The sequence below is a fragment of the Comamonas sp. MYb21 genome (assembly GCF_037479395.1).
In the GTDB taxonomy this organism is placed as follows: Bacteria; Pseudomonadota; Gammaproteobacteria; order Burkholderiales; family Burkholderiaceae_C; genus Comamonas.
This window is the reverse complement of record NZ_JBBGZC010000003.1, coordinates 356,951-370,328: the sequence shown is the minus strand read 5'-3', so window position 1 is coordinate 370,328 and position 13,378 is coordinate 356,951. Positions and strand designations below refer to the sequence as shown.

13 protein-coding genes are annotated in these 13,378 nt (G+C 63.8%); 6 read left to right on the top strand and 7 right to left on the bottom strand.

The genetic code is table 11. The annotated features are described in order from the left end of the window. Positions 1 to 99: 99 nt before the first annotated feature. The gene (locus WH367_RS06680) at positions 100 to 645 is read right to left on the bottom strand and encodes a MarR family winged helix-turn-helix transcriptional regulator (protein ID WP_339534985.1); all 546 of its coding nucleotides are present in this window, start codon (positions 643 to 645) and stop codon (positions 100 to 102) included. A gap of 64 nt (positions 646 to 709) precedes the next feature. Here WH367_RS06680 and WH367_RS06675 point away from each other — a divergent pair, with 64 nt between their 5' ends. Together WH367_RS06675 and WH367_RS06670 are read left to right on the top strand one after the other, a co-directional pair. Next, the gene (locus tag WH367_RS06675) at positions 710 to 1,582 is read left to right on the top strand and encodes an EamA family transporter (RefSeq protein WP_339534983.1); all 873 of its coding nucleotides are present in this window, start codon (positions 710 to 712) and stop codon (positions 1,580 to 1,582) included. Positions 1,583 to 1,627: 45 nt separating this feature from the next. Then, positions 1,628 to 2,245, top strand: coding sequence for a nitroreductase family protein (locus WH367_RS06670; RefSeq protein ID WP_339534981.1), 618 nt, complete (start codon positions 1,628 to 1,630; stop codon positions 2,243 to 2,245). Positions 2,246 to 2,322: 77 nt separating this feature from the next. Here the strand turns inward: WH367_RS06670 and WH367_RS06665 are convergent, their stop codons facing one another. The 4 genes from WH367_RS06665 to WH367_RS06650 are packed head-to-tail and all read right to left on the bottom strand — an operon-like array spanning position 2,323 to position 5,705. Further along, positions 2,323 to 3,237 carry a LysR family transcriptional regulator gene (locus tag WH367_RS06665; protein WP_339534979.1) on the bottom strand — a complete coding sequence of 305 codons (915 nt, stop codon included), beginning with the start codon at positions 3,235 to 3,237 and terminating at the stop codon, positions 2,323 to 2,325. Positions 3,238 to 3,296: 59 nt separating this feature from the next. Next, the gene (locus tag WH367_RS06660) at positions 3,297 to 3,863 is read right to left on the bottom strand and encodes a fumarate hydratase C-terminal domain-containing protein (RefSeq protein WP_339534977.1); all 567 of its coding nucleotides are present in this window, start codon (positions 3,861 to 3,863) and stop codon (positions 3,297 to 3,299) included. 17 nt (positions 3,864 to 3,880) lie between these two features. Further along, entirely contained in the window at positions 3,881 to 4,726 is an 846-nt protein-coding gene (locus tag WH367_RS06655; RefSeq protein ID WP_021028900.1) for a fumarate hydratase, read from the bottom strand. Positions 4,727 to 4,736: 10 nt separating this feature from the next. Further along, complete coding sequence (locus tag WH367_RS06650) at positions 4,737 to 5,705, bottom strand: Bug family tripartite tricarboxylate transporter substrate binding protein (protein ID WP_339534976.1); 969 nt, start codon at positions 5,703 to 5,705, stop codon at positions 4,737 to 4,739. Positions 5,706 to 6,126: 421 nt separating this feature from the next. On the opposite strand from WH367_RS06650, the gene WH367_RS06645 reads away from it, so the two are divergent. Further along, a complete protein-coding gene (locus WH367_RS06645) occupies positions 6,127 to 7,593 on the top strand; it encodes an L-lactate permease (protein ID WP_339534975.1) in 1,467 nt (488 codons plus the stop codon). A gap of 53 nt (positions 7,594 to 7,646) precedes the next feature. Here WH367_RS06645 and WH367_RS06640 read toward each other — a convergent pair whose 3' ends face one another. After that, a complete protein-coding gene (locus tag WH367_RS06640) occupies positions 7,647 to 7,937 on the bottom strand; it encodes a putative quinol monooxygenase (protein ID WP_339534973.1) in 291 nt (96 codons plus the stop codon). Positions 7,938 to 7,981: 44 nt separating this feature from the next. After that, complete coding sequence (glmS, locus tag WH367_RS06635; RefSeq protein ID WP_339517169.1) at positions 7,982 to 9,871, bottom strand: glutamine--fructose-6-phosphate transaminase (isomerizing); 1,890 nt, start codon at positions 9,869 to 9,871, stop codon at positions 7,982 to 7,984. Positions 9,872 to 9,995: 124 nt separating this feature from the next. On the opposite strand from glmS, the gene WH367_RS06630 reads away from it, so the two are divergent. From WH367_RS06630 to WH367_RS06620, 3 genes are all read left to right on the top strand, one after another. Further along, a complete protein-coding gene (locus WH367_RS06630; RefSeq protein WP_339517168.1) occupies positions 9,996 to 10,517 on the top strand; it encodes an Lrp/AsnC family transcriptional regulator in 522 nt (173 codons plus the stop codon). Positions 10,518 to 10,829: 312 nt separating this feature from the next. Further along, a complete protein-coding gene (locus WH367_RS06625) occupies positions 10,830 to 11,930 on the top strand; it encodes a GGDEF domain-containing protein (RefSeq protein WP_339534972.1) in 1,101 nt (366 codons plus the stop codon). Positions 11,931 to 12,039: 109 nt separating this feature from the next. After that, positions 12,040 to 13,350: a sigma-70 family RNA polymerase sigma factor gene (locus WH367_RS06620; RefSeq protein WP_339534970.1), complete on the top strand. Its 1,311-nt coding sequence runs from the start codon at positions 12,040 to 12,042 to the stop codon at positions 13,348 to 13,350. Positions 13,351 to 13,378 lie beyond the last annotated feature (28 nt).

Below are 13,378 nucleotides of genomic sequence, written 5' to 3'. Positions count from 1 at the left end.
AAGCTGCGTTCCATCCCTTCGAACTCATCCCGATTGCACTCCAACGCGGCTGCGTAGAGACTTTGAACAGGTTCTAAACACTGAACCCTCAACAACGCATCAACTGCCCTGCTCATCCTCTGAGTTGCCTACGCCGCCTTCCAGCACCGCCAGCAACGCAGACAGATGCGTATTGAGCGCCGCCAGGCTTGCAGCGGGCAGGGGCTGCAGCAGCGCACGCTCCTTGTTCACATGGGCGGTAACGGCGGCATCAATGCGCTTGATGCCGGGCTTGGTCAGCTGCACCAGCATGCTGCGCGCATCTTGCGCATGGGGCACCCGCTCGATCCAGCCATTGGCTTCGAGGCGCTTGAGCCGGTGGGTCATGGTGCCCGAGGTCACCATCAGGGTGGAGAACAGCTCGGTGGGGCTGAGCCGGTAAGGCGCGCCCGAGCGCCGCAGCGCGGCCAGCATATCGAACTCCCAAAAGCTCAGGCCGAACTGCGCAAAGTTGGCATCCAGGCATTGCTCGATCAGCGCCGCACAGCGCTTGATGCGGCCAATCGGGGCCATCGGGCTGGCATCCAGATCGGGCCGCTCGCGCGCCCATTGCGCCAGGATCGCGTCCACGGCATCACCCGCAGGGGACAAAGGTTTTTTTGGCATTTGTCTTGATATCAAGATATTTAAAGGTTAGCATCCATTTTATCTTGAATTGAAGATAAAACCTATGCAAGCCCCTTCGCAGCCATCCCGCTGGCAAGACATCGCCCTCACCGCCCTGGCCCCCATGGTCTGGGGCTCCACCTATATCGTGACCTCGGAGCTGCTGCCGCCGCACCGCCCTTTCACCGCCGCGCTGATCCGGGTGCTGCCCGCAGGCCTGCTGCTGGTGCTGGCCATGCGCCGTCTGCCCGCGCAGCAGCACTGGCTGCGCTTGCTGATCCTGAGTGCGCTCAATATCGGCGCCTTCCAGGCGCTGCTGTTTGTGGCGGCCTACCGCTTGCCGGGTGGCCTGGCCGCCGTGCTGGGCGCCATCCAGCCGCTGATGGTGATGGGCCTGGCCTGGTGGGCCGATGGCCAATCCCCCGCCCGCAGCACCTTGGCGGCGGCCGTGGCCGGGGTGCTGGGCATGGCGCTGCTGCTGATCTCACCGCAGACCGTATTCGAGCCCATCGGCATTGCCGCGGCCTTCTTGGGCGCCGCCTGCATGGCCAGCGGGGTCTGGCTCACGCGCCGCTGGCAGCTGGACCTGCCGGTGATGGCGCTCACCGGCTGGCAGCTATTGCTGGGTGGCCTGATGCTCGCCCCGCTGGCCTGGTGGCTGGATGCACCGCTGCCATCGCTCAGCGCTGTACAAGGGCTGGCCTATGCCTATCTCTGCCTGGCAGGAGCGCTGCTGGCCTATGCGCTGTGGTTTCGCGGCATTGCACGTTTGCCCACCGTGGCCGTCGCCTCGCTGGGCCTGCTCAGCCCCCTCACCGCCGTCGTGCTCGGCTGGGCGCTGCTGGGCCAATCGATGACCGGCATGGCGCTGGCCGGACTGGTGGTGGTGCTGGTCAGCGTGCTGGCCGTGCAGTGGACGGCTGCGCCTTCTCGCTAATGCCGACCTGTCCGTTTTTTCAGCCCTTAGCCTCTTAACCTGACCATGACCAATCCCGTACAACAAGCCATTGAAAACCGCGTCTCCGTTCACCGTTATGTCGATGGCCCGCCGCTCGGTGACGCCCGCATCCAGGCCCTGATCGAACAGGCCACGCGTGCCCCGTCGGCCTACAACATGCAGAACTGGCGCTTTATCGCCGTGCGCTCTGACGATGCCAAGGCCCGCCTGAAGGCCGTGGCCTATGGCCAGCAGAAGGTGATGGATGCTGCGGTGGCCTTTATCGTCTGCGGCACGTTGGCGGCACACCGCCAACTGGCAGCTGCACTGCAGCCCAGCGTGGATGCAGGCGCCCTGCCCCAGCGCACCGCCGATGCCTGGGTCGCCCAGGCCATCCAGGCCCATGAGGGGGATGCGCAATTGCAGCGCGATGAAGCGGTTCGCTCGGCATCGCTGGCGGCGATGACCTTGATGCTGGCAGCGCAAGGCGCGCAGCTGGGGTCTTGCGCGATGGTGGGCTTTGATGCGCTGGCCTTGCACCAGGCGTTTGGCCTGGCGCCGGACGAGGTGCCAGTCGTGCTGGTCACCGTGGGCTACCCGGCCAAAGAACAAGGACCTCAGAAACCGCGCAAGACGGTGCATGAGGTCCTGGAGATCATGTAAGTAGCCCAGACTCAGACTAAGCTATCAGGCCCTTCTTTCTGGCCTCAGTGCGACCAGACTTCTCCCGCCAGTGGCACTCAGGGCTCCCTCACTTTGTCCGCGCCCTGAGCCGCCAGCAGCAGCGCCTGCATCAACCGGTCCACCTGTTCAGACTTCTCTCTGCCCCGTGCCGTGCACACCAGCATCTGCCGCTTGGCCCATTCATCCTTGAGAGCGCGGGTTTGCAGGTTCATGCCATGCAGGTAAGCCTGCGCTGCCACCTTGGGAAGAACACCGATACCCATACCCGCTTCAATCATTCGGGATACGGCCTCAAAGCTTTGCATCTCGACCCGGAGCTTGAGCGCCTTTTGCGCCAGGCCTGCCTGTGCAGCCAACAGGTCCATCAACGAGGTCGCGTGCTCCAGGCCCACCAGCGGATAGTCAAGCACCTGATCAAACCAGAGCTCGTCAAACGCCGCCAAAGGGTGATGGGGTGGAAGCACCACGGTGAGGTGGTCCGAGCGGTAGGGATGGCACTCCAAGCCCTCGATGGAGCCGCCAGGGTTGATGACGCCGACATCCGTCTCACCGAGCAGCAAGGCTTCCACGATTTGTTTGCTCCAGCGTTCTTTGACAGTCAGTCGAATGTCGGGGTTGGCCGCAGTGAAGCTCGCAAGATCCGATGGCACGTACTGGGCCATGGCCGAGGTGTTCACCTGGATGCGAACCGCACGCCTACGCCCCTGCTCATGCTCCTCCAGATCCACCTGCATCTGGTTGAGCTGGATGAGCAGCTGGGTCGCATGGTGCAGTAAGGTTTTGCCAGCTGGCGTCAGCGTCACCCCCTTGTGAGATCTGTCAAACAGCGTGCATTTGAGGCGATGCTCCAACAGCGAAATGCGCCGACTGGCAGCTGCCAGGCCCATGGACTGCGCATCGGCTGCGCGCGTCAGACTGTGCAGCTCGGCAGCCTTCACAAAAAGCGCTAGAGAGTCAAGGTCGGGAAGCATGGATGTCTCATGGGAGGGTGGGGCCGCATGAGTATCCCCCGATTGGGCGCCAGTGGCTGTCACGCCTTGTTGAGCAGCGCCCGGTACTTCTCGACTTCTTCGGCGTACATATCGCGCCCGTGTGCATCGTTGGTCACGAGCAGCGGGAAATCCTCGATCACCAGCCGCTGAACGGCTTCGGTCTTGAGGTCCTCGTAGGCGATGATTTCTGCCGAACGGATGCAGGCAAACAGCGTCGCGGAAATGCCGCCAATGGCCGAGAAGCAGACAGCACGGTTTTGCTGGCAGGCGCTGCGGATGGCCGCCCCGCGCGGGCCTTTTCCGATGGCGCCGCGAACGCCGTAGTCGAACAGAACCGTGGCATAGGGGTCCATGCGATACGCGGACGTAGGTGCCACGACGCCTATCGCATGGCCGGGCTTGGCCGGGCCGGGCCCACCATAGAAAACGACTTGTCCACGCAGATCGACCGGCAATGTTTGCCCCGCATTGAGGGTGTCGACAAAGCGCTTGTGCGCGGCATCGCGCGCCATGTAGATGACGCCGGACAGGTAGACCTCGTCGCCCGCCTGGAGCTGCAGGACCGCTGCATCATCCAGCGAGGTTTGAAGATGGTGAATGGCCATGTACAAATCCTCCGCTGTCAAATGCTGGCCGTGGCGCGCCGGCTGGCGTGGCACTGAATGTTCACGGCCACGGGCAGTGCGGTGATGTGGCAGGCATAGGTTTCCACCGCGCACCACAGCGCGGTCGTGGAGCCACCAAAGCCCTGGGGGCCAATACCGGTCTGGTTGATGAGCGCCAGCAACTCGGCTTCCAGCTGGGCAATATGCGGCTCGGGATGGTGGTCGCCGATATCCCGCAAAATGGCTTTCTTGGCGATGGCTGTCACCTTGTCGAAGCTGCCACCTATTCCGACCCCCACGGTGAGTGGTGGGCAGGCAGCTCCCCCTGCCGCTTCGATGGCCGAGAGGACAAACTTCTTCACGCCTTCGGCCCCTTCACCAGGCAGCAGGAACTTCATCGTGCTCCAGTTCTCGCTACCGCCCCCCTTGGGCACCACGGTGAAATGGATCTGGTCCCCTGGAACAATCTCGGTGTGCACCACCGCTGGCGTGTTGTCGTTGCTGTTGATCCGCAGCAAAGGGTCAGAGACCACGGACTTGCGCATAAAGCCTTCGGCATAGCCCTTGCGCACACCGGCCTGCACCGCTTCTTCAAAGCCTCCGCCATTCACATGAACGTCCTGGCCCAGCTCGACAAAGACAATGGTCAATCCCGTGTCATGGCAGTAGGACACCTGGTTCTCGCGGGCAATCCTGTCGTTGTCGATGAGCTTGAGCAGTACCGACTTGCCCAGAGGTGACACCTCCGTCTCCGCCGCGTTGTGGAAGCCCTGGATGAGGTTGTCCGGCAGCAAGTGGCAAGCGTCGATGCAGAGCTGGGCGACGGTTTTGGTGATATGGCTTGTGGATATTTCTCGAATCATAGGTGTCCCGCTACTCCACGCTGACCTTGGCGTCTTCGACCACCTTTTTCCAGCGCGCGACCTCGCCGGCAAGGTATGCATTGAACTGTTCAGGCGTGCGCTCGACAGGCGGGGTCAGCGCCTGCGCTTTCATCTGTTCTTGAAAAGCTGGTGTCCTGAACATCGCAATCACCTCGCGGTTGAGGGCATCCACGATGTCTTGGGGCGTGCCTTTGGGAGCGACGAGGCCAAAGAAGGCCACCGCACTCAACTTGGGGTAGCCCAGCTCGCCGAGCGTGGGCACCTCAGGGATGTACGGTGAGCGGCGGTCATCCACCACCGCGATGGCTTTGAGTTGCCGGCTGCTGATACTGCTCACAAGCGGCGGCAAGGAGTCGGAAGTCACCTCGAGCGTGTTGCTGATGACGGCCGTCTTGGACTCGGCGCTTCCCTTGTAGGGAACATGGACCATCGGAAATTCGATTTCCTTTTTCAGCAGTTCCATCGTGAGGTGCTGGAGCGACCCATTGCCTGCGGAGCCATAGGACATGTCTTTGGCTTTGGCCTGCTTGACCAGGTCGGCAAAGCTGGTGATGCCCGAGGCATTGGATACCGCAATGACCTGCGGCGTAGAGCCCGTCTCGGCAATGCCGCTGAAATCGGTCAAGGGGTTGTACTTGGTGTCTTTGGGATAAAGGGCTGGCGCAATGGCATAGGGGCCGGAGCTGGTCAGCAGCAAGGTGTTGCCATCCGGCTTGGCCCGGGCGACAAAGGTGGTGCCGATGCGGCCGCCACTGCCCGGGCGGTTGTCCACAATGAAGGCCTGCTTGAACCTGGCCTGCAGCTCCTTGCTGACCATCCGGGCCACAATATCGCCCGTTTGGCCTGCGGCAAACGGGACAACGATCGTCACCGGGCCTGCGGGCCAGGTCGCATGGGCGGCGCCGCTGGCCAAGGCCAATGCGGCCGCTGCCACCGCAGTGATTGCTTTCAGTCTCATGGGGTTTGTCTCCTTTTTATCGTGCGCTGCCTGCGCGATTTCTGCGTCTGGACTTCTGGCCAGCGCTTGTCGTCCCGCGTCCAGGTCTTCGCTCCGCGATCGCCGGGAACGAGCGCCTCGCTGCATCTGTGATCCCTATGCTAGGGATGGCCGTCTGCTTGCGGAATGGCTAGTTCGCAGAGGGGTGTTCGACAAATTCGAAGGTCTGAGGAATGCGCAGATGACGGGCAAGGCGTTTGGAGCACTGCGGACAGCTACGCGTCTGCCGGGCTGCCGCAGGGGAGAGCAGCCAAGGTGACTGGCCAAACACCTCGAAGGTCAGAGAATCGTCTCCATAAATAACGACACCTCTTGTGTATGCCAGGCATGACGACAAAAGCGCTCTGTTTGCAAGCAGCGGCCTCCCATCCCAAGCGCTGCAATGCATAGCTACCTGCTGTGGGCTACGCCCACCTTGGTCGTGGCGCTGGCCATCGCCTTTTTGAAGTGGAACGCGACCCGGGCGGCACTGCTGGGGCTGGCCTTGACGGTGCCGATTGCGTTTTTCACCGGCCCTGTTCCGTTCTCTCTCGACAAGCTCGCTGAGTCGCTTCTCAGAGGGTCGTGGATTGGCGGGACCATAGCGCCCTACATCCTGGGCGGCCTGCTGTTCTGGCGCGTGGCGTCCAGCAAGCATGCGCTCGATACTGCGGATGCCCCGGCGGCAGAACTCGATCCCCATGCCCGCCGTCGGCGGCTTTTCTTTGCCTGTTTTTTGGTGGGGCCCTTTGCCGAGTCCGCGACCGGCTTTGGCGTCGGCATGGTGGGCACGGTGATGATGCTGCGCCACCTGGCCCTGGCGCCACGCCATCTGATGGTGTTTGCCTTGCTCAGCCAGACTTTCATTCCCTGGGGTGCAATGAGCAGCGGCACGCTGCTGGGTGCCGCCTACCTGCGGGTATCGCCCACGGACCTGGCCCTGTATTCGGCCGTTCCTGTCGCGACCTTGATGCTGCTGTGGCTGGCCCTGTTCTGGGTCACTTTGCGCCAAGCCAAAGAGCACATGTCGCTCCGCGAGTGCGCATGGGAGTTGCTCTGGGTGGCGGCAAGCCTGGCCAGCCTCGTGGCCTGCACCTCCTTGCTGGGTCCGGAGACGGCACTGCTTGCCGCCTTCAGCCCGCTCATCATTCTTCGCTACCTGGTGGATGAGCGCCCCGATGGGCAGCAAGTTCGCCAACGTGCCATCGCCTGCCTGCCCTATGGCTTGATCATCGGATGGCTGGCCGCGACCAGGCTCTTTCCCAGCCTCAGAGAATGCCTGTCGACGCTGCTATGGTTCCGGCCCTTTCCCGACCTGCCCACCTTGCTGCCGCTGATGCATTCCGGCCTGTGGTTCCTGGTGGCCGCGCTGTTGACCGCTGCTTTGCGCCGGCGCACGCACACGCTCAAGGCCGAGGTCCTGGCCTCCTGGTCCACCGGCAAGCAAGCCGTGTGGACGGTGTTTCTGTTTGCGATGATGGCGGAAATGCTGAATAAATCGGGCATCGCCCAAGGCCTGGCCAACGGCCTCTTTGCTGCCTTGGGGCCGGATGCCATGGTGCTCACCCCAGCGCTGGCGGGAGCGCTGGGCATCATTGCAAATACCGGAAACGCCAGCAACAGCCTGCTTTTGCCACCGCTCTCCACGCTCGCGTCACAGGCCGGTATCAGCCTGCTGGCCACGGGCGCGGTGGTGCATGTCTCCGGGCTGGCACTGGGCTTTTTCTCACCGGTGCGCATGTCCATTGCGGCCAAACTCAGCCATGGGGCTGCAGAGGAGCGGTCGGTCTACCTCTTCCTGCTGCCGTTTGCGCTGGCGGCTTTCGCGGTGATGACCGGTTTTGCCTGGCTCAGCACCTGGCACCACTAGCACCCGCCCAGTGCAGCCGTTTCAGTAGTGAGGGAGATGGATAGCGAGGCCGGCTAGCCCGGCCCCTGCCACTCGACAAATTCCACCCTTTGGGATTCACACAGGCGGTTCAGCGCTGCGACGCCCAGCACAAAGTGTGCCTCCGTCTCATGCGCTGCCAACGCCTGGCGGTCGGTCCATACCTCAAAGAGATAGACCAGCTCCTTGCCCACCGCCACGTCGTAGCGCAGGCAGCCGGCTTCTTGCCGGCAGGCCTGCGCCAAGGTTGTGAGTGTCGAGACGACATCCGGCAAACAACCCGCGCGGGGCTGCAGCGTGACGACGAGGTTCAGGGCTTCCGTCAAACCAGGGCTCCTGGGGTGCGCTGAGCAAACCATGCCGGCATGTCTTACTCCACCGTGACCGACTTGGCCAGGTTGCGCGGCTTGTCCACATCGGTGCCGCGTGCCACGGCCGTGTGGTAGGACAGCAGCTGCAGCGGCACCACATGCAGGATGGGGCTGAGCACGCCGTAGTGCTCGGGCATGCGGATCACATGCATGCCCTCTTCGTTCTCGATATTGGTGTTGGCATCGGCCAGCACATAGAGCACACCGCCGCGCGCGCGCACTTCCTGCATATTGCTTTTCAGCTTTTCCAGCAGCTCGTCGTTGGGGGCGACGGTGACGACGGGCATCTCGCTGTCCACCAGCGCCAGCGGGCCGTGTTTGAGCTCGCCGGCCGGGTAGGCTTCGGCGTGGATGTAGCTGATCTCCTTGAGCTTGAGCGCGCCTTCCAGCGCGATCGGGTAGTGGATGCCACGGCCCAGGAAGAGCGCATTTTCCTTGCGCGCAAAGTCCTCGGCCCAGCTCACTACCTGGGGTTCGAGCGCCAGCACGGCTTGCAGGGCCAGCGGCAGGTGGCGCATTTTTTCCAGGTAGGCGTCGGACTGCGCTTCGGTGATGTGGCCCTTGCTCTGGCCCAGGGCCAGGGTCAGCAGGAACAGGCCCGCCAGCTGGGTGGTAAAGGCCTTGGTCGAGGCCACCCCGATTTCCATGCCCGCACGGGTGATGTAGCTCAGCTTGCACTCGCGCACCATGGCGCTGGTGGCCACATTGCAGATGGTCAAGGTGTTGGTCATGCCCAGGCCCTGGGCATGGCGCAGTGCTGCCAGCGTATCGGCCGTCTCGCCCGATTGGCTGATGGTGACGACCAGGGCCCGGGGGTTGGGCACGCTCTTGCGGTAGCGGTATTCGCTGGCCACTTCCACATTGCAGCGGATGCCCGCCAGGCCTTCGATCCAGTACTTGGCAGTGCAGCCGCTGTAGTAGCTGGTGCCGCAGGCCAGGATCAGCACCTCGTCGATCTCCTTGAACACGCGCCAGGCGGCATCGCCCTCCACGCCATCAAACAGCTCGGGCACCACGCTTTGCACGCCTTCGAGCGTATCGGCAATCGCGCGCGGCTGCTCGAAGATCTCTTTTTGCATGTAGTGGCGGTAGGGGCCCAGCTCCACCGCGCCGCTGTGCGCATGCACGGTCTTGACCGGGCGGTCGGCCGCCTCCAGCGTCTTGCCGTTGTGGTCCACCACCCAGTAGCGGCCAATCTGCAGGTCGACCATGTCGCCTTCAGCCAGGTAGACGATCTGGTCGGTCACGCCGGCCAGCGCCATCGCATCGCTGGCCAGGAAGTTCTCGTTGTTGCCCACGCCCAGGATCAGTGGCGAGCCGGCACGTGCGCCGACCACGCGGTGGGGCTCGTCCTTGTGCATGACGGCAATCGCATAGGCGCCGCGCAGGGACTTGATGGCCTGCTGCAAGGCCGTGAACAGGTCGCCGTCGTAGTGGCTGTCCACCAGGTGGGCAATCACTTCGGTATCGGTCTGGCTCAGGAACTGGTAGCCCTTGGCCTGCAGCTCGGCGCGCAGCGCTTCGTGGTTCTCGATGATGCCGTTGTGCACCAGGGCTACGCGGCCCACGGCTTGCACATCGGCCACGCCCGGGCCTGCGCTGAAATGCGGGTGGGCATTGTGCACGGCGGGCGCACCATGCGTGGCCCAGCGCGTGTGGGCAATGCCGGTGGCGCCTTGCAGCTGCTCGCTCGCTACCTGCTCCACCAGCTCGGCGACGCGGGCCGTGCTGCGGGCGCGGCGCAGGCCGCCGGGCTGGCGGCCGTCGAGGCTCGCTTCATGCACGGCCACACCGCAGGAGTCATAACCCCGGTACTCCAGCCGCTGCAGGCCTTGCACCAGCACCGGGACGATATTGCGCGTAGAAACTGCACCAACAATGCCGCACATAGCATTCACTCCTTGATCAACAATGGCTGCAGTGTAGACAGGTCAGCATTTTATTTTCTTTCCATTTTTGCAAGTTTTTGAAATAATATTTCTCATTAAATATCTATTGAAATAAAATTTCATAATGAACGATGATTTGAATGATTTCACGCTGGATATCATCGACCTGCAGCTGCTCGACGCTCTGCAAAAGGATGCCTCGGTCAGCAACCACGCGCTGGCCGACAAGGTACATGTCTCGCCCCCCACCTGCCTGCGGCGCATCAAGCGCCTGCGCGAGCTGGGCCTGATCGCCGCCGAGGTCGCCTTGCTCTCGCACGATGTGCTGGCCAAGGTGCAGGGCTTTGGCCTGTTTGCGCTGGTCGAAGTGAGCCTGGAACGCCAGGGCGCCGAAGAGCTCGATGCCTTTGAGGCTGCCGTGGTGCAGAATGACCAGGTGCAGCAATGCTGGCGCGTCAGCCCGGGGCCGGACTTTGTGCTGGTGGTCTACGCCCATGACATGCCCGGCTACCTGGCGCTGACGCAAAAGCTCTTCACCTCACAAAGCAATGTGCGCAATGTGAAAACCTACTTCGCCACCAAGCGCAGCAAGTTCATCACCCGCATCCCCCTGCCCAAGGGTCCGCACCTGTCGCACCACGGCTAAAGCCTGCTAGCGCCTCAACAGCAGGCTTGGCGGTGCCAACACCCTCTGGAGCCCTGCGATTACCCGCTTGGTAAAAACGGGCATTGCGCTACGGCCTTGTTGCCCAGCCCTCCGCAGCCACCGTGCATGGCTGCGATGTGCATGACCACTCTCAGGCAGTCGTTGTGGACGAAAACATTCAACAAATGTAACAAGCCCGGACTGGCTTGTCTTGGCGGTGGTCCGGCCTCATACTTACACCGGGAGTATCAAACAGTAACATTGACAGGTATGCCTGCAACGACTGTGACCCACGGCTAGGAGAGGCTATACATGGTGCATATCAAAATGGACAGCACCCAGCAGCGCAGTGACTGGGGCCGCATTGTTTTTCTGGCGTCCTGTGCGCTGGCCGCCGCAGGCGCGCTGTGGCAGCGCAATGCCTCCTGGCCCATCTGGCTGGCTGTGGCGCTGCCGCTGCTGGCCTGGCCCCTGCTGGCCCGCTGGCGCACCCGCCGCACGGGCGGGTCGGACGTCAACGATGTCATCCTCAGCTTTGTCGACGGCCTGGTCATTGGCGTCTGGGTGGCGCTGGTGCATTTCCACCTGCTGACCAGTGCCATCATGCTGATGGTGCTGGTGCACTGCACCTACGCCATGCAAAGTGTGCGCCATGCGGCCCTGGCCGTCGTCGGCGCCATCGCGGGCCTGGCGGTCACCGGTCTGCTCACCTCGTTCGAGGTCCAGCGCCACACCAGCACCTTCACCATTGTCGGCAGCCTGCTGGCCGTCGCCCTGTACCTGGCGATGCAAGGCATCGCCACCGGCCACCTGCTGCGCAGCCTGGCCCACAAAGAGCAGATGCTGATGGTGATGCGCCGCGTCGATGCGATGACCGGCTTTTTTGGCCGCATGTACTGGCAGGATCTGGCGACCCGCTTGTTCGCCTATGCCAAGCAAAAGGACATCCCGGCGTTCCTCATCGTCGTCGATGTGGATAACTTCCGCGAGCTCAACAGCCGCCATGGCGAGACCGCTGGCGACGAGGTCATCATTGCCGTGGCCAACACCTTGCGCACCTGCGTGCGCCCGGGCGACGCCACCTGCCGCTTTGGCGGCGACTCGTTTGCCGTGCTGCTGTCGGGTGTCAACCTGGACATTGCCAACCAGATTGCCGACCGCATCCACAGCCAGGCACTCAACCGCCGCCTGCGCGACTGGCCCGATGTGCAGATCAGCGTCAGCATCGGCATTGCCAGCCTGGCCAAGTACCACCAGTCGGTTGACGACTGGATCGTGCAGGCCGAAGCGGCACTGGAACAGGCCCGGGGCGCCCCGCGCATGTACGGCAGCTATGCCGAGCTGGAACCAATCTCGGCCGCGCACCTGGCCGAGCTGGCCAATATGCCGGGCTCGGCAGCAGCGGCCAGCTGATCCTCTCCCGCAGGCAGGCCATCCCCGCCTGCCTGCCCCCGCATCGGCATGGCGAAGGCCTAGAAACTAGAATGATAGTCATTCTCGTTTTCAGAGCTTTGCCACCGCCATGCCATCTTCTCTTGCCCCCTGGAGCGCCCAACGCTGGCATGCGCTGTTCTGCGCCCACCAGCCGCAGCTGCTGGCCTACCTGACCGGCAAGACCGGCAGCCGCGATGAGGCCCGTGACCTGGTGCAGGAGACCTGGCTGCGCCTGGCGGCCGCCCCCGCGCAATTGCCCGATGGCAGCTCCCCCAGCCAGGAAGCGGCCCGCGCCTACCTGTTTGCCACCGCCAAGCACCTGGCGCTGGACCATTTGCGCCAGCGCGGCATGCAGCAGCGCAGCCTGCAGGATTGGCAGCAGCTGCAGCCCCCCAGCGCCAGCGATGTGGCCGACCAGGCCATGTACCGCCAGGCGCTGAATCTGGTGGCCCAGGTCATCGCCGAGCTGCCCGCACGCATGCGGTCGGCGCTGCTGGCCCACCGCCTGCAGGGCCAGACCCATGCGCAGATTGCGCAGAGCCTGCAGGTATCGCTGAACACCGTGGAGCGCGACCTGATGCAGGCCGATGCCTGCCTGGAGGCCGCCCTGCTGCGCTGGCGCGGCGATGCCCAGGGCACGCAGCAGGCCGCTGCACGGCGCCGCCGCAGGGGCGCGCTGGGCGCTTTGCTGGGGGTTGCGGGCCTGGCCTGCGCCGGCTGGCCCGCCTGGCAGCGGTGGCAGCAGCGCCTGCTGTGGCAAGGCAGCCTCGCCAGTGGCACCGGCATGCAGCGCAGCCTGGATCTGCCCGATGGCAGCCAGCTGCGCATCGATGCCGCCAGCCATGTGGAGCTGCGCTACCGCGCCGGCCTCCGCGAGGCCCAGCTGCTGGCGGGCGCGGCCTTCTTCAGCGTGGCGCGCGATACCGAGCGGCCCTTTGAGGTGCAGGCCGGCACCGTGCGCATCCGCGTGCTGGGCACCAGCTTTGGCGTGGAGCTGGAGCCCGATGCGGTGCTGGTGCAGGTCGAATCGGGCCAGGTGCGGGTGGAGCAGCTGGGCAGCCAACAGCAGATCCTGCTGCAAGGCCAGCAATCGCTGCACGTGCCGCTGGCCGCTGGCGCAGCCGCCTGGCAGGTACAGGCCCAGCCCCGGCCTGCCGCCTGGCGCGACGGCGAGCTGGTCTTTGACCAGCAGCCGCTGGGCCAGGTGGTCGAGCGCCTGGGGCGCTACAGCAGCCGCCCGCTGCAGATTGATGCGGGCGCTGCGCAGCTGGCCATCAGCGGCCATGTGCGCATCGTGCAGGCCGAGCGCTGGCTGCGCAACCTGCCGCAGCTGGCGCCGGTGCAGGTCAAGGCCCAGGCCGATGGCGCCTTGCTGATCAGCCTGCGCAAAAAGAGCTGATGTATTTTTCAGGGTTTTGCGGCCTGGT